Consider the following 15437-nt stretch of genomic DNA (forward strand, 5'->3'; position numbering starts at 1 on the left):
ACCAGGGGGGTGCTGTCACGCTCGTCGGTCACCACCACATCCTCCCGTACGTGTGCCCGGTCGGTCAGCCGACGAACGGCGGCACCAGGATCTCGCCCCGGGCCACCGGCATGACGTGGCCGGCCACGCTGGCGCCCAGCGCCGTGCCACCGGCGGCGGTCACCGTGCAGCTCAGCGTCGACGGTCGGCCCATCTCGACGCCCTGCCGGACGGTGTACGACGAACGTCCCTCGCCGGGCAGCAGGCCGGTGGCGACCAGCCACACGCCGAGACCGAGTGCGGCTGATCCGGTCGCTGGGTCCTCCGGTACGCCGAGGCCGGGGACGAAGACCCGAGCCTGTGCGGTTTGCGTGTCGGCGTTCCAGGAGAAGACGCTCACGTGTTCGATTCCGTACCGCCGGGCCGCCACCGGATTGACCTCGGCCCGCGCCAGCGCGTCGGGGCGTACCGGCAGGAACGGGAACTCCAGCCCGCAGCCGGCCACCCGGGGTGCCGGGCCGAGATGGTCGTCGGCGGCCAGTCCGGCCACCTCCAGCAGCGGCTCCGGGTCGAACTCGGGCCCGAGGGTGGGGGTGCCGCCGGTCAGCGTGGCGCCGCCGTCGGTCACCTCGATCGGCAGGACCCCGGCACCGCATTCCTGGCTGACCTGTCCCGTCCCGAACAGGCCGCGTCGGCTGGCGGTCACCGCCGCACCCACGCTGGGGTGGCCGGCGAACGGCAACTCCTCGGTCGGGGTGAAGATCCGGGCCCGATAGGTGGCACCGACCTGGGTCGCGGGCAGCACGAAAACCGTCTCGGAGAGGTTGAACTCCCGGGCCAGGGCCTGCATCTGTTCGGTGGCCAGCCCGTCGGCACCGAAGACCACCGCGAGCGGGTTCCCCGCGTACGGACGATCGGTGAAGACGTCCACGATCTCGTAAGCCAAGGTCGACATGTTGGTAAAGACTAGGCCCTCCGGGCTGTCCGGAAGTGACAGCCGGGTGCTGAGTTCCGCGTACGCCCTAGGCTGGTGCCCGTGAGCACGCCGACCCGGGTCTACCTCGCCCGTCTCGCCGGAGTCGCCGTTTTCGATCCCAACGGCGACCAGGTGGGCCGGGTACGCGACGCCGTGGCCCGGCTCCGCACCGGCTCACGGCCGCCCGAGGTGGTGGGCCTGGTCGCCGAGATCCCGATGCGACGGCGGATCTTCCTCTCCATCAACCGGATCATCTCGATCGACGCGGACGCGGTGGTGCTGGGCAGTGGCACGTTGAACCTGCGCCGCTTCGAGAAGCGCCCGAACGAGTTGCTGGTGCTCCAGGAGTTGCTCGACCGTCGGGTGCAGCTCGGCCCGGAGAACCGGGCGGCCACGGTGGTGGACGTGGCGATGGAGTGCAGCCGCGCCGGGGACTGGTCGCTGACCCGGGTGGCAGCCCGGGAGCAGACCGGCCGGCTGGCCCGTCGGGGCAACCTCCAGCAGGTCGAGTGGGAGAAGGTACGCGGGCTCAGCGGCCTCGCCGAGCCCGGGGGGACCGCCAACCTGCTGGCCGTGCTGGAGGACATGCGCCCGGCGGACCTGGCCAACGCGTTGCAGGATCTGCCGGACGCCCGCCGCAACGAGGTCGCGGCGGCGCTGGACGACCCTCTGCTGGCCGACGTGCTGAGCGAGCTGCCCGAGCGCGACCAGGTGGAGATCCTCACCGCGTTGGGCCGGGAGCGGGCCGCCGACGTGCTGGAGGAGATGGATCCGGACGACGCCGCCGACCTGCTGGGTGAGCTGCCGCCGCCGGAGCAGGACGTGCTGCTCGACCTGATGGAGCCGGACGAGGCCGATCCGGTCCGACAGTTGCTCAAGTACACGCCGGGCACGGCCGGCAGCGTGATGACCTCGGAGCCGGTCATCCTGCCGCCGGACGCGACGGTGGCGGAGGCCCTGGCGCGGATCCGGGAACCGCAGCTCTCCCCGGCGGTCGCCGCGCAGGTGTTCGTGTCCCGCGCGCCGATGGCCACGCCGACCGGCCGCTACCTGGGCATGGTGCACTTCCAGCGGTTGCTCCGCGAGCCGCCGGCGGACCTGCTCGGTGGGGTGGTGGTCAACGACATCGACCCGTTGCGGCCGGCCACGCCGCTGCCGGAGATCACCCGCCGGATGGCCACCTACGACCTGGTCGCCATGCCGGTGATCGACCTGAACAACAGGCTGGTGGGTGCCGTCACGGTCGACGACGTGCTGGACCATCTGCTGCCTCCGGACTGGCGGGACCGCGACGCCGTGCCGAGCACCCCACCGGAGGCCGCGAACGGCGCGGAGTCCGCCGACGTGAGCACGGAGCGAGTCGATGACTGAGCAGCGGCGCACAGAGCGGCTGGACCTGCCCCGGGAGCCGCGTGGCCTGAAGTTGCCCCGGGTCGACCAGGAAACCTTCGGTCGCTGGTCGGAGGCGATCGCCCGGGGCATGGGCACGGCGAACTTCATCGTCTACATGACGCTGTTCATCACCCTGTGGTTCGTCTGGAACACGCTCGCCCCGACGGCCCTGCGCTTCGACCCGTACACCTTCACCTTCCTCACCCTGGTCCTGTCGATCCAGGCGTCGTACGCGGCACCGCTGATCCTGTTGGCGCAGAACCGGCAGGCCGACCGGGACCGGGTGGCGCTGGACGAGGACCGGCGGCGGGCGGGCATGCAGAAGGCCGACACCGAATACCTGGCCCGGGAGATCGCGGCGTTGCGAATCGCGATGGGTGAGGTGGCGACCCGGGACTTCCTGCGGTCCGAGCTGGCCCGGATGGCCGAGGAGCTGGACGAGGCGGCGCAGCGTCGTCAGCGGTTGGAGCGACGGCTCCGGGAGGAGTCGGCGGCGCGGGGCGACGACGCCGACCCGCTGGACGAGCCGCGCGACGAGATGGACGGGGACCTTCTCGGGGACGGTCGGCGCGACAGCGACACCCCCCGCCACTCCTGACCCTGGTCATCGACTGGCTCACACCGTCGCCGCTGCCACCGAAGGCGGATCACGACCGACGTAGCATTGCGGGCATGTCAGCTCCCGTCAGCACCGTCCACGACGCCGTCCAGGCCGCCCTGGCCACCGTCAACGACCCGGAGATCCGCCGGCCGATCACCGAACTCGGCATGGTCAAGTCCGCCGACATCGGCGACGACGGTGTGGTCCGGGTCGCGCTGCTGCTCACGGTGGCCGGCTGCCCGCTGAAGGACAAGCTGCGGGCGGACATCACCGCCGCGGTGGGCGCGGTGAGCGGAGTCACCGGCGTCGAGATCGACTTCGGGGTGATGAGCGCCGAGCAGCGTCAGCAGCTCCAGGCCACGCTGCGCGGCGGTGGGGCGTCCGAGGAGCCGGTCATCCCGTTCGCGCAGCCCGGCTCCCGCACCCGGGTGTACGCGGTGGCCAGCGGCAAGGGTGGCGTGGGCAAGTCCAGCGTGACGGTAAACCTGGCGGCGGCGCTGGCCGCCCGGGGGCTCTCCGTCGGCGTGGTGGACGCGGACATCTACGGACACTCGGTGCCTCGGATGCTCGGTGCGGACGGCCGTCCCACCCGGGTCGAGGACATGATCATGCCGCCGGAGTCGCACGGTGTGAAGGTCATCTCGATCGGCATGTTCACCGCCGGCAACGCCGCGGTCGTGTGGCGCGGGCCGATGCTGCACCGCGCGTTGCAGCAGTTCCTCGCCGACGTGTACTGGGGCGACCTGGACGTGCTCCTGCTCGACCTGCCTCCGGGCACCGGCGACGTGGCCATCTCGCTGGCCCAGTTGCTGCCCAACGCCGAGATCCTGGTGGTCACCACGCCGCAGGCCGCTGCCGCCGAGGTGGCCGAGCGGGCCGGCGCGATCGCGTTGCAGACCCACCAGCGGGTGGTCGGTGTGATCGAGAACATGTCCTGGCTGGAGCTGCCGGACGGTTCCCGGATGGAGGTCTTCGGTGCCGGTGGCGGCCAGACCGTCGCCGACTCGCTGACGCAGACCATCGGCGCGCAGGTGCCGCTGCTGGGTCAGGTGCCGCTGGACACCCGGGTGCGCGAGGCCGGCGACGAGGGGAACCCGATCGTGCTGGCCGCGCCGGACTCCCCGGCGGCGAAGGCGCTGGGCCAGGTCGCCGACCGGCTCGCACTGCGCCGGGAATCGCTGCTGGGCAAGCCGCTCGGTCTCACGGTGGCCGGTCGCTGACCGCCAGGCGCGCCGTCAGGTGATCTCGTCGTAGCTGGCGGCGCGCGGGGCCGGCGGGGACGCCGCCGGTGCGGTGGTGCGCGCCGCCGACGACGTGGCGGCCGGGGTACGCGGGTCGGCGGCGGTGGCGACGTCCTTGAGGTCGTTGTGCACGCCGGTGACGTCCGCCCGGAGGTTGTCGTAGACACCCTGCAACGGTTTGCGGATCGCCTGCTCGTCTTCCTCGCTCAGCAGGTGCTTGCGGATGAACGCCTTGGGGTGCAGGTCCTCGAGCTGGATGTCGGTGCCGAGTTCCTTGCTGAGGTCGGTGGTGGCGTTGCGCGCCATGTTCCGCAGGTTGCGCACCATCCGCAGGCCGTCGCTGATCACCTGCGGCAGCCGGTCGCCGAAGATCAGCAGCGCCAGCAGCAGCAGCGCGCCGACCTCCCACACGTTCAGGTTCTCGAACACCCCGTCCTCCTCCCCCGGCTACCGCAGCCAGAGTACGCACGTCGGGGGCCCGGCCAGAAGGGGTTCTGCGAGGTCACTTCGCATCCGCCGCCAGTGTGACCGAGGCGTTCTGCTGGTCGCTGCCCCGCCGGTACTCGACGGTCACCACTGAGCCCGGGGCGTACTTGCGGACCAGGGCGATCAGGTCGGTCGGCTCGGTCATGGGTCGGCCGTCGAGCCGCAGGATCACGTCGCCGGCCCGGAGTCCGGCGCCGGCCGCCGGCCCCGCCGGTTCCACCGCGGCGAGGCGGACACCCGAGCCGCCGGTGTTGGCGCCGGGTCCGCCCACCTGAGCGCCGATCACCGTACGCCGGGCCTTGCCGGTGCCGATGATCTCCTGGGTGATCCGCTTCGCCTGGTTGATCGGGATGGCGAAGGCGAGACCGATGTTGCCGGCCTCCTGGCCGTCCGCGACCAGGGACTTGATGGTCGAGTTGACGCCGATCACCCGTCCCGCCGCGTCGACAAGCGGACCACCCGAGTTGCCATGGTTGACGGCGGCGTCGGTCTGGATCGCGGCGTAGTAGCGCGTCGGGCCGCCCGGCTCGCCGGCCTGCATGGTCCGGTCCAGCGCGCTGACGATGCCCGAGGTGACCGTGTTCGCCAGCGACAGCGGCGAGCCGAAGGCCAGCACCGGGTCGCCGACCGCGAGGGCGTCGGAGTCGCCGAACTCGACCGGGCGCAGGCCGGTACGTGAGACCTTGATCACGGCGATGTCGGACTCCGGATCCTGACCCACCACCGTCGCCGAGTCGGTGCTGCCGTCGTTGAAGACCACCGACGCCTTGCCGCTGCCACCGGCGACGACGTGGTCGTTGGTGATCACGTGTCCGTCGGTGCTGACGATGAAGCCGGAGCCCTCGCTGGTGCCGCCCACCCCGGCCACCCGGACGGTGACCACGCTGGGCAGGACCCGCTCGGCCACCCCGGCCAGCGACTCCGGCGGGCGCTGGGCGAGTGTGGGGGCGGTCCCGGGTGCGGCGCCGAGCACCGGCCCGGCCGCGCCGCCACGGACCGCGAAGGCGTACCCGAGGGCACCGCCGAGTGTGCCGGCGAGCAACGCGGCCAGCAGGGGAACCAGCAGCATCTGGTGCAGTTTCGGGCGCCCGGGCGCGTCCGGGTCGGTGACCCGTTCCGGCTCTGCACCGGCGACCGGTGCCGCCGGCAGCACCACCGCCGTCGGAGCGTTCGGGTCCCGCCACGGGTCGCTGAGCGCGTCGGACCACCACGGTGAGACGCCCGGCGGGGCGCCCTCGCGTGCCGACGAGCCTGCCGGCGGAGTTCCGGGCACCGGCTGTCCCGCCGGTACGCCGCTCGCGCCGGGCTGGCGCCAGTCCCAGCCGTCGGTCACTCGGTGCCTCCCAGTCCGTCCCCCGGTGTCCCGCGATCCGGCGATCGGACGCCGCCCCGATGCCGTCGACGGGATACCGCTTCCAGGATTGCACGGATGTGCCGCATGAGGTCAGCGGTTGTCACTGCGGGTGGACGCGCGGCTGCGCCGGTGGCGGGCCGCCTCTAGAGTCACAGTGCCCACCCGCCCTGCGCATCATGCTCGCCGCCCGGAGGTGTCCCATCGCCACGGTCGCCGGTTCCGGCAGTTCGACGAACCCGGCTCTCCAGTTCGCCGAGTCGTACGTCACCGAGGATCTCGTGCTGCGTACCGCGCGCAGCCTCGCCCGGGAGGTCGGACTCGACGCGGTCACCCCGGGTGCGGGCGCCGCGTTGCGCCTGCTCGCCGCCGCCGGCAACGCGCGGGCGGTGGTCGAGATCGGCACCGGCACCGGGGTCAGCGGCGTCTGGTTGCTGCGCGGGATGCGGGCCGACGGGGTACTCACCACCATCGACGTCGAGGTGGAGCACCAGCGGATCGCCCGCCGGATCTTCACCGAGGCCGGTTTCGTCGCCGGTCGGACCCGCATCATCACCGGACGCGCGCTGGACGTGCTGCCCCGGCTCGCCGACGGCGCGTACGACCTGGTCTTCGTCGACGCCGAGGCGACCGGTTTCACCGCCTGCGTGGAGGCCGCGCTGCGGCTGCTGCGGCCGGGCGGGGTGCTGGTCCTCAACGGCACGCTGGCCGGGGGCCGGATCGGTGACCCGGCCGCCCGGGACGCGGAGACGGTGACGGTACGCGAGACGATCAAGGCCATCCGCGAGTCGGAGCACTGGATCCCGGCGATGCTGCCGGTGGGGCACGGGCTGCTGGCCGCGGTGCGCTGCTGATCCGCGCGCACCGCCGCCGAGCCGTCGGTCAGGAGAGGGTCGCCAGCCAGCGCAGCAGGCCGCGTACGCCCCAGCCGGTCGCGCCCCGGGTCAGCTCCGCGTCGTCGCGGTCGCACCACGACGGCGCCGACATGTCGATGTGCAGCCACTGCTGACGCAGCTCGCCGGTGAACTCGCGCAGGTAGAGCGCGGCCAGCACCGATCCGGCCCCCTGCGTCGGTGCGCTGTGCAGGTCGGCCACGTCGCTGCCGAGGTGCTCGACGTAGTCGGCGGCCAGCGGCATTCGCCAGGCGGACTCGCCGGCCGTGTCGATGGCCGCCAGCAGGTCTGCGGCCAACTGGTCGTTGTCGCTGTAGAGCGCGCCGATGCGGGTGCCGAGCGCGACCGCGTTCGCCCCGGTCAGCGTGGCCAGGTCGATCAGCAGGTCGGGTTTGAGCTCCTGCACGGCGTACGCCAGCACGTCGGCGAGGACCAGCCGGCCCTCGGCGTCGGAGTTGGTGGTCTCGCTGGTCAGGCCGCCGTAGTGCCGGATGACGTCGCCGGGGCGGAACGCCGAGCCGCTGACCATGTTCTCGGCCAGCGGGGTGAGCGTGGTGATCCGGACCGGCAGTCGCAGGGCCGCCGCGCCCAGGGTGGCCGCGACGACGGCCGCCGCCCCGGCCATGTCCTTGCGCATCAACTTCATCGCCGGCACGGGCTTGATCGAGATGCCGCCGGTGTCGAAGGTGATGCCCTTGCCGACCAGCACCACGTGGGTCCGGGCGTCGGCCGGGTGCCAGTCCATCTCGACCAGGCGGGGGCCGCTGGCCGAGCCGCCGCCCACCGCGAGGATCCCGCCGAACCCCTCGGCGGCCAGCTGCTCCGGCTCGCGTACCCGTACCCGGAGTCCGGGCAGGTCGGCGGCGGCGTCGGTGACCTGGGCGGCGAACCATTCCGGGTTCTTGATCGAGGAGGGCGTGTTGGTCAGGTCCCGGGCCAGCCGGGTCATCTCGGCGGTGGTCCGGGCCGCCGCGACGGCCGGCGCGTACGCGTCGGGGTCGGTGACCGCCAGGTCGACCCCGGTCAGCGTCGGGGCGTCCCCGTCGTCACCGAGGCGGAAGCGGTACGAGCCGAGCAGCAGACCCTCGACCAGCCCGCGCACCGCCTCGGGCGAGACCTCCGTCGGCAACGCCACTGTGACATGAGTCTCATCTCGGGCTGCCCGGGCCAGTCCGGCACCCGCCGCACGCCAGGCCGCCTCATCCGCCTCACCCACACCGAGCAGCAGCAGCCGGGCGGGGGTGCCACCGGGCCGCACCTGGGTGTGGACCTGACCGGACCGGCCGGTGACCCGGGCCGGCGCGACCAGCGCGGCAGCCTCGTCGGCGACCCCCGTGGGCAGCGGCGCCCCGGTGGGCACCGGCTCGGCCGACGTGTCGTCGTTGCCGGGTCGGACGGGCAGGGCCAGGACGTCGAGCCGGTCCGGCTCGGCGGTCAGACGGATGGCGAGCACGCGGAGCCGTACCTCCTGAGGACGATCGCGGGGCGGCTGCCCGGCGAGATGGTGTGAAGGCCCTGAGCCACCGGCTCAGCCGGTGGCTCAGGGTTTGACGAACCGTCCGCGGCGGCGAGCGTCGCCGACGAACCGGCCTTGTTCAGCCGGCGGCCGCCTTCAACGCGTCACCGAGCGCCGTCGCCTCGTCGGGAGTCATCTCGACGACGAGCCGGCCACCGCCCTCCAGCGGGACCCGCATGACGATGCCCCGGCCCTCCTTGGTGACTTCCAGCGGACCGTCGCCCGTCCGCGGCTTCATCGCCGCCATGTTGTCTCCCCTCAGACCTACACCAGGGTCGGTGGGTTGCCCCACAGCCACTTCGCCATGACCACCCGCAATGTGCACGGGAGGTGTCGACCAACGATTTTCCCTGATGAACACCGCCGGACCCAAACCGAAGCAGCATTGATGTAACAGCATCTAGCTTATCGCGAGATGGCCTGTCACAATGTGCGGTCATGCAGGCACGGTCGGCACTCTTCGACCTGTACGGCGACCACCTTCGACCCCGGGGTGGCCGCGCACCCGTTGCCGCCCTGGTGAAGCTGCTGGCGCCGCTCGGGATCGCTCCACCCGCCGTACGGACGGCGGTCTCCCGCATGGTCCGCCAGGGGTGGCTCGAACCGGTCAAACTGACCTCCGGACCGGGCTATTCGATCACACCCAAGGCGGCCCGACGGCTGGACGAGGCGGCCTCCCGGATCTACCGCACCGGTCGGGTCACCTGGGACGGCCGGTTCGACCTGTTGGTGCTCGACGCGCCGACGGCGCGACGTGACCGCCAGCGCCTCGCCGCCAACCTGCGGTATCTCGGCTACGGCACGCTCGACGAACAGACCTGGGTGGCCACCCGCCCGGCCGAGGACGTCGACCTGCTGCTCAGCGAGGCGGGCGTCCGGTTCGAGCGGTTCAGCGCGGCGCACGCCGCCGGCACGCCGGGCGCGATGGGCCTGGTCCGCCGGGCCTGGGACCTCGCCGAGATCGGCCGGGCGTACGAGCAGTTCGTCACCGAGCAGCGCGCCCTGTTGAGCGGAGTCTCCGCACGTAGCGGCGACGAGGAGGCGTACGCGGCCCGGTTCCGGCTGGTGCACGCGTGGCGTACCTTCCTGTTCCGGGACCCGCAGCTACCACCGGCGCTGCTTCCCGAACGCTGGCCCGGCACCGCCGCGGCCGGCTTCTTCGACCGGCACGCGGCCCGGCTCCGGCCGGCCGCCGACCGGTACGTCGAACAGTGCCTCGACGGAGGACACCGGATCGCCCGACAGAAGGGTCGCCACACGTGACAGAGCCGCTACTCGTCGACCGCACGGACGCCGTCGCCACGCTCACCCTGAACCGCCCGACGGCGATGAACGCGCTCGACGTGGCGCTCAAGGAGGCGCTCCGGGACACCCTCGCCGAGTTGGAGGCCGACCGCGGCGTCCGGGCGGTGGTGCTCGCCGGTGCCGGCGGGAACTTCTGCGCCGGTCAGGACCTGCGCGAACACGTGACCACCCTCCAGGAGGGCGCGGGTCGGCCGTTGGACACCGTGGCGCTGCACTACAACCCGATCGCCGCCCGGCTGGCCAACCTGGCCAAGCCGGTGGTGGCGGCGGTACGCGGGATGGCCGCCGGTGCGGGGGCCTCGCTGGCGTTCCTCGCCGACTTCCGCGTCGGCGGGCCGTCGACCAGCTTCCTGATGGCGTTCGCCAAGGTCGGGCTCGCCGCCGACACCGGCGCGTCCTGGACGCTGCCCCGGCTGGTCGGCCACGCCAAGGCCGTCGAGATGCTGATGCTTGCCGAGCCGGTACGCGCCGACGAGGCTGCCCGGCTGGGCCTGCTCAACCGGCTGCTGGACGACGACGAGCAGGTGCTCGCCACCGCCCAGGAACTCGCCACCCGACTCGCCGCCGGCCCGACCGTGGCCTACGGGGCGATCAAGCGTCAGCTCTCCGTGGCCGACGCCGGCACGCTGGCCGACGCGCTGGCCGCCGAGGCGAAGGCGCAGGCGATCTGCGGTGGCACTGCCGACCACCGGGCGGCCACGCTGGCCTTCGTCAACAAGCAGAAGCCGGTCTTCGAGGGACGCTGACCCGGACGGGTCAGTCGTCCTCCTCCGGATCCTGGTTCGCCTCGGCGCCCAGCACGAAGGCCTGCATGGCCAACTCGTCGCCGGAGGGTGAGACGAAGGCAGGCAGCTCCCGGGGGCCCAACTCCTGCACGTAGGCCCAGAACAGCCGGACCGCCTCGGCCGGCGAGTCGGCCTCGATCGGCAGGTCCAGGCTGACCAGCCAGGTCTGCCGCTGCGGCGCCGGGCCGAGCCGGTCGGCCAGCTCGCGGAAGGTCACCGGGTCGAGCGCGGTGACCGGCCCGTCGAGGGTCAGCGTCTCCGCCGGCACCGGCTCGTCGAAGGCCCGCCGGGTGTACGTGACCACCAACGCGTCGGGCCCCCGGTCGGACTGCGGGTCCTCCGGGTCGTCGGGGACGGGACCGGTCGGCACGGCGACCCGGCCCAGCGCCACCAGCCGGGGCGGCTCGTCGGCCAGCACCGCGATCTGGTCGCCGGGGCCGGGCAGAAGGCGGTCGTCCAGGCCGGTCAGCTCCAGCGTGTCGTGGTGCACGAGCCGCTCTGCGTCGTACCTGCCGGGCGGCAGCAGCACCGCCCAGGCTCCGGTGCCCTCCGCGTGGCTCGCGCCGTTGCGCCGGTGCGCGGTGTCGGTCGTCATGTCCTCATCTCATCACGTTCGCCCGGGTCGCCACGACGTGGCAGCCCGTCAGGTGATCGTCGACCATCCCGGTCGCCTGCATCAGCGCGTAGGCCGTGGTCGGGCCGACGAACCGGAAGCCGCGCCGCTTGAGCGCCTTTGCCATCGCGGCGGAGGCGTCGGTCGACGCCGGCACCCCGGTCAGCGCGGTGGGACGGTCTCGGTCGGCGGCCGGCGCGAACGACCAGAGCAGCGCCGACAGCCCCTCCGGCAGCTCCAGCGCGGCCCGCGCATTCGCGATCGCCGCCTCGATCTTGGCGCGGTTGCGGACGATGCCCGCGTCGGCCAACAGCCGCGCCACGTCGGCCTCGCCGTAGCCGGCCACCGTCTCGATCCGGAAGTCGGCGAAGGCCGCCCGGAACGCCGGACGCTTGCGCAGGATCGTCAACCAGGACAGCCCGGACTGAAACGCCTCCAGTGTCATCCGCTCGTAGAGCGCGTCGTCGCCGTGCAGCGGGCGGCCCCACTCCGTGTCGTGGTAGACCGCGTAGTCGGGCGTACTCGCCCCCCAGGCGCAGCGGGCCAGCCCGTCGGCACCGATCACCAGTTCAGTCACGGCCCCGAGGCTACGTCGCGGGTGTGACCGTCGAAGTCCGAAGGATCGGCCGCAGCGAGGTACTTAATGACCCTCGGGGCGGGTAGCACATGTGCTACGGTGCCCGTATGCATGAGGTCGGGCTGCGGGAGATGCGGCAGAACGCCAGCGACCTGGTACGTCGGGCGCAGGCGGGCGAACGTGTGACGATCACCGTCGCTGGCCGACCGGCAGCCGTGCTCGGCCCGGTCAGTCCTCGAACCTGGCGTGAGTGGGACGACCTTGCCGGCGTGTTCGACCAACCCACAGACCCAGGGTGGGCGGGTGATCGGGACCTGCTCGACGACGCCATCACCGATCCGTGGGTCGAACGGTGAGTCGCGGCATCCTCGACACCAGCATCCTTATCGCCACCGACGTAACCCCGATTCCCGGTGAGTTGGCCATCAGCGTCGCCAGCCTCGCCGAACTCCAGTTCGGTGTCCTGGTCGCGAAGACCGCCGAGGCGAGGGCACTCCGGTTGGCACGGTTGAGCGCCATTCAACGTCGATTTGATCCACTTCCCATCGACGACGTGGTCGCCGACAGCTACGCACGGTTGGCCGCACGCGTCGTCGAGACCGGCCGCCAGCCGCGAGCCAGGGTGATGGACCTGCTGATCGCGGCAACTGCACACGCCCATGACGCCGCCGTGTACACCCGTAACGCCGGGGACCTTGCAGGTCTCGAAGACCTCATCACGATTCACACGATCTGACTTGCACACCGCCCGCTGGCAAGGAAGCTCGTGGTGCTCGCGGGCCTGCTCAGCACGGAACAGATCCAGCGCCCACCCTGCCTCCAAAGACCGAGAGCCGGCTCAGCGACCGGTGGGGTGACCGGGTCAGGGGAGGCGGCCCTGCTCGACCTGGCGGGCGAACCGGCGCAGCGCCTGGGTGAGGCTGAACTTCGAGCCGGGCCAGAGCACCGGCCAGGCCGCCCTCCCGGCGGTGCCGCCGGGCAGGTGGAACCACTCGTGCCAGACCACCTGGGTACGCCCGCCCGCCAACGGGGTGCAGCGCAGCACGCCGGGCCCGCGCAGCAGGGTGCCGCAGTGCACCACGCCGATCTCGTATGGCGCGTCCACCCGGACGACCCGCATCTTGTCCCGCAGCACCGCCGGGCCGAGCGCGGTGACCGCCTCGACCAGGCTTCCCTCGCCGCCGTCGCCCTCGACCACCCGCACTCTGGTGAACGGGATCCAGTCGGACTGCCGTTCCCAGGCGAGCAGGGCCGCGAAGACCTTCTCGGCGGGAGCGTCGACGATCACGGTCGCGGTGACCTCACCGGCGCCCGGCTGGGCCGCCTGGCGCAGATCGTCCTGCCCCTCCGGATCGCTCACGCCGACTCCGAGCGGACCACCGGCCCGCGCGGCTCGGCCTCCGGCGCGTCGTCGTCGGACGTGTGGCCTGCTGCCTCGACGGGCGGGGTGATCTGCTGATCGCCGGTCGGCGTGACGCCCGTACCGCCGGTCTCGGCGATCTGACCTTCACCGGTCGCGGCGTCGCCGTGGCCGCCGGTCGGGGCGGTCGCCGCCGGGGCGGTCGCCGCCGGGGCGGTCGCCGCCGGGGCGGTCGCCGCCGGGGCGGTCGTCGGCGCGTCCTTGGCCTTGGTCGCGGCGGACACGGCGCTGTCGGACGTGGCGGTGCCGGACGTAGCGGCGTTCGCAGGCGTGGCGGGGACGTCCGGTTCCGCCGGGGTGACGGTGATGTCGGAGACCGACGGGGTGGAGGGGTCGGGTGCGGGCGGGGTGACGTCGGCGGCCGGGCCGGTGGCCAGGCCCACAGACTGCTCGCGGGCGCGCTGCAGAGCGTCGGCCTCGGCCGTCCGTCCGTCGCGCAACGCGGTCACCTCTGCCTCCAGCACCCCGATCAGCTCGGTCTTGTAGCCGATGTCGTACGCCGCCCGGCGCAGCGCCTGGTCGACCTGGGCCATTCGATATCCGCGCAGGGCGGTGTCGAAACGCACTTCGCCCACGTCCGACTCGCGCAGGGGACGGTCGCCGGGCAGCGGCACCGCCCGCCCGTCCGCCTCGACCGGCACCAGGCCGGGATCCCGGCCGGTGACCAGCACCGTGACCCCGAACACCACCGCCGCGACGGCGACCGCCACGACCAGCAGGAGCAGAAGCTGACCCATACCACTGATCGTGGCATGTCGACGGCCCCGGAGCGACCCCACCCGGCGCGCCGTACCGGACGGTGCCCGTGACCTGGCGCGGGATAGCGTCGTGGTCGGCGGCCGGGTGAGCGGCCGGCGGCGTACGGCGATGGAGGAGGCGGCGTGGCCGGGGAGCTGCGGCTCGGTGGACAGACGTTCGGTCCCGACGAGCTGGTGGTGATGGCGATCGTCAACCGCACTCCGGACTCCTTCTTCGACCGGGGCGCGACGTACGAGGCGGACAGCGCGCTGCGGGCGGTGGCCCGTGCCGTGGACGAGGGCGCGCAGATCGTCGACATCGGTGGGGTGAAGGCCGGGCCGGGTGCCGAGGTGGACGTGGCCGAGGAGATCCGGCGGACGGTGGACACCATCGCCGCCGTCCGGGCCGCCTTCCCGGACGTGGTGATCTCCATCGACACGTGGCGGGCCGAGGTGGCGGTGGAGGCGGTGGCCGCCGGTGCGGACCTGCTCAACGACACCTGGTCGGGTGCGGACCCGGCGCTGGCCCGGGTCGCCGCGCGGACCGGGGCCGGGCTGGTCTGCTCGCACGCCGGAGGGCTGAGCCCACGGACCAGGCCGCACCGGGCGGCCTTCGACGACGTGGTGGCCGACGTGGTGACGACGGTGACCGGGCTCGCCGAGCGGGCGGTGTCCCTCGGGGTACGCCCCGACGGGATCCTCATCGACCCGGCGCACGACTTCGGCAAGAACACCCGGCACTCGTTGGAGATCACCAGGCGGCTCGGTGAGCTGGCCGACACCGGGTGGCCGTTGCTGGTGGCGCTGTCGAACAAGGACTTCGTCGGCGAGACGTTGGACCTGCCGGTCGCCGAGCGGCTGGAGGGGACGCTCGCCGCCACGACGGTCTCCGCGTGGCTGGGCGCCCGGGTCTTCCGGGCCCATCAGGTCCGCCAGACCCGCCGCGTGCTGGACATGGTGGCGTCCATCCGGGGCACCCGCCCGCCCACGGTGACCCGGCGCGGGCTGGCCTGACCAGGGTCAGGTCCAGTCGAGGATCCGGCGACGCCAGGCGTACAGCAGGCCGAGCGCGAGGATGGCCACGAAGATCGCCATCTCCACGACCGTGACCAGGCCGAAGCCGGGCCGGTCGAAGACCACCGCCCAGGGGAAGAGGAACACCGCCTCGACCGCGAACAGCACGTACAGGTAGGCGTAGACGTAGTAGCGAATCTGCATCTGCGCCCAGTCGCCGCCGACCGGGTCGACACCGCACTCGTAGTTGGCCCGCTTGCCGGGCGGGTCCGCCGGGCGGGCCGGGCGCAGCACCCGGTTGGCCGAGAAGGCGACGACGAGGAAGAGGACGCCGGCGAGCAGCAACAGCCCGAGCGTCGCGTACGAGCCCAGGTAACCGGTCACGATCGATCAGCCTACCGGCGGAAACCGTCGGCGGGTCGGGTCAATCCCTGGCGGTCCGCCCGGATTGGGCGGTGATCTGGATTACGGCGTGCCGGGCGAAACCCCCCAGAGGGCCGCATAGACCCCCACAATCCAGTCCCAGTCGGCGGACCTCCGGGGCAGGCGGA

General features: G+C 72.7%; 18 protein-coding genes and 1 pseudogene. 9 read left to right on the forward strand and 10 right to left on the reverse strand.

Annotation, left to right across the window (positions count from 1 at the left end):
- Window positions 1-64: 64 nt before the first annotated feature.
- On the reverse strand, window positions 65-934 hold the full coding sequence (locus ACZ31C_RS01155; protein WP_465793686.1) for a PhzF family phenazine biosynthesis protein: 870 nt from the start codon (window positions 932-934) through the stop codon (window positions 65-67).
- 81 nt (window positions 935-1015) lie between these two features.
- Between ACZ31C_RS01155 and ACZ31C_RS01160 the strand changes: the two genes are divergently transcribed.
- From ACZ31C_RS01160 to ACZ31C_RS01170, 3 genes are all read left to right on the forward strand, one after another.
- Entirely contained in the window at window positions 1016-2326 is a 1311-nt protein-coding gene (locus ACZ31C_RS01160; protein ID WP_396740878.1) for a magnesium transporter MgtE N-terminal domain-containing protein, read from the forward strand.
- Window positions 2319-2945 carry a DUF1003 domain-containing protein gene (locus tag ACZ31C_RS01165; protein WP_396740880.1) on the forward strand — a complete coding sequence of 209 codons (627 nt, stop codon included), beginning with the start codon at window positions 2319-2321 and terminating at the stop codon, window positions 2943-2945. The genes ACZ31C_RS01160 and ACZ31C_RS01165 overlap by 8 nt, the downstream gene beginning before the upstream one ends.
- A 74-nt stretch (window positions 2946-3019) precedes the next feature.
- Complete coding sequence (locus tag ACZ31C_RS01170; RefSeq protein WP_465793687.1) at window positions 3020-4168, forward strand: Mrp/NBP35 family ATP-binding protein; 1149 nt, start codon at window positions 3020-3022, stop codon at window positions 4166-4168.
- Window positions 4169-4183: 15 nt separating this feature from the next.
- On the opposite strand, the gene ACZ31C_RS01175 is transcribed toward ACZ31C_RS01170, so the two are convergent.
- On the reverse strand, window positions 4184-4618 hold the full coding sequence (locus ACZ31C_RS01175; protein ID WP_396740881.1) for a twin-arginine translocase TatA/TatE family subunit: 435 nt from the start codon (window positions 4616-4618) through the stop codon (window positions 4184-4186).
- A 73-nt stretch (window positions 4619-4691) separates the two neighbouring features.
- Window positions 4692-5948 carry a S1C family serine protease gene (locus ACZ31C_RS01180; protein ID WP_465794338.1) on the reverse strand — a complete coding sequence of 419 codons (1257 nt, stop codon included), beginning with the start codon at window positions 5946-5948 and terminating at the stop codon, window positions 4692-4694.
- A gap of 257 nt (window positions 5949-6205) precedes the next feature.
- On the opposite strand from ACZ31C_RS01180, the gene ACZ31C_RS01185 reads away from it, so the two are divergent.
- Window positions 6206-6880: an O-methyltransferase gene (locus tag ACZ31C_RS01185; protein ID WP_396740882.1), complete on the forward strand. Its 675-nt coding sequence runs from the start codon at window positions 6206-6208 to the stop codon at window positions 6878-6880.
- Between the two features lie 28 nt (window positions 6881-6908).
- On the opposite strand, the gene ACZ31C_RS01190 is transcribed toward ACZ31C_RS01185, so the two are convergent.
- Both ACZ31C_RS01190 and ACZ31C_RS01195 read right to left on the reverse strand, forming a co-directional pair.
- Window positions 6909-8372 (reverse strand): leucyl aminopeptidase family protein, encoded by a 1464-nt coding sequence (locus ACZ31C_RS01190; protein WP_465793688.1) that lies wholly within the window; start codon window positions 8370-8372, stop codon window positions 6909-6911.
- Window positions 8373-8514: 142 nt separating this feature from the next.
- A complete protein-coding gene (locus ACZ31C_RS01195; RefSeq protein WP_013283866.1) occupies window positions 8515-8682 on the reverse strand; it encodes a DUF3117 domain-containing protein in 168 nt (55 codons plus the stop codon).
- Between the two features lie 191 nt (window positions 8683-8873).
- Here ACZ31C_RS01195 and ACZ31C_RS01200 point away from each other — a divergent pair, with 191 nt between their 5' ends.
- Window positions 8874-9698 (forward strand): PaaX family transcriptional regulator, encoded by an 825-nt coding sequence (locus ACZ31C_RS01200; RefSeq protein ID WP_131056292.1) that lies wholly within the window; start codon window positions 8874-8876, stop codon window positions 9696-9698.
- Entirely contained in the window at window positions 9695-10486 is a 792-nt protein-coding gene (locus tag ACZ31C_RS01205) for an enoyl-CoA hydratase/isomerase family protein (RefSeq protein WP_465793689.1), read from the forward strand. The genes ACZ31C_RS01200 and ACZ31C_RS01205 overlap by 4 nt, the downstream gene beginning before the upstream one ends.
- Before the next feature lie 10 nt (window positions 10487-10496).
- Here the strand turns inward: ACZ31C_RS01205 and ACZ31C_RS01210 are convergent, their stop codons facing one another.
- Together ACZ31C_RS01210 and ACZ31C_RS01215 are read right to left on the reverse strand one after the other, a co-directional pair.
- Complete coding sequence (locus ACZ31C_RS01210; RefSeq protein WP_465793690.1) at window positions 10497-11120, reverse strand: hypothetical protein; 624 nt, start codon at window positions 11118-11120, stop codon at window positions 10497-10499.
- A 4-nt stretch (window positions 11121-11124) separates the two neighbouring features.
- Window positions 11125-11715, reverse strand: coding sequence for a DNA-3-methyladenine glycosylase I (locus ACZ31C_RS01215; protein WP_465793691.1), 591 nt, complete (start codon window positions 11713-11715; stop codon window positions 11125-11127).
- 107 nt (window positions 11716-11822) lie between these two features.
- Between ACZ31C_RS01215 and ACZ31C_RS01220 the strand changes: the two genes are divergently transcribed.
- Window positions 11823-12071: a type II toxin-antitoxin system Phd/YefM family antitoxin gene (locus tag ACZ31C_RS01220; RefSeq protein WP_131056284.1), complete on the forward strand. Its 249-nt coding sequence runs from the start codon at window positions 11823-11825 to the stop codon at window positions 12069-12071.
- Complete coding sequence (locus ACZ31C_RS01225) at window positions 12068-12451, forward strand: PIN domain-containing protein (RefSeq protein WP_465793692.1); 384 nt, start codon at window positions 12068-12070, stop codon at window positions 12449-12451. The genes ACZ31C_RS01220 and ACZ31C_RS01225 overlap by 4 nt, the downstream gene beginning before the upstream one ends.
- 126 nt (window positions 12452-12577) lie before the next feature.
- Here the strand turns inward: ACZ31C_RS01225 and ACZ31C_RS01230 are convergent, their stop codons facing one another.
- Together ACZ31C_RS01230 and ACZ31C_RS01235 are read right to left on the reverse strand one after the other, a co-directional pair.
- Window positions 12578-13075, reverse strand: coding sequence for an SRPBCC family protein (locus ACZ31C_RS01230; protein ID WP_449945425.1), 498 nt, complete (start codon window positions 13073-13075; stop codon window positions 12578-12580).
- Between the two features lie 436 nt (window positions 13076-13511).
- Window positions 13512-13872: pseudogene (locus ACZ31C_RS01235) on the reverse strand (DivIVA domain-containing protein); the annotation flags it as partial.
- A 144-nt stretch (window positions 13873-14016) separates the two neighbouring features.
- Between ACZ31C_RS01235 and folP the strand changes: the two are divergent.
- Window positions 14017-14886, forward strand: coding sequence for a dihydropteroate synthase (folP, locus tag ACZ31C_RS01240; protein WP_465793693.1), 870 nt, complete (start codon window positions 14017-14019; stop codon window positions 14884-14886).
- Between the two features lie 6 nt (window positions 14887-14892).
- Here the strand turns inward: folP and ACZ31C_RS01245 are convergent, their stop codons facing one another.
- Window positions 14893-15270 carry an NADH-quinone oxidoreductase subunit A gene (locus ACZ31C_RS01245; protein ID WP_396740900.1) on the reverse strand — a complete coding sequence of 126 codons (378 nt, stop codon included), beginning with the start codon at window positions 15268-15270 and terminating at the stop codon, window positions 14893-14895.
- Window positions 15271-15437 lie beyond the last annotated feature (167 nt).

The sequence above is a fragment of the Micromonospora sp. NPDC023869 genome, assembly GCF_055559695.1.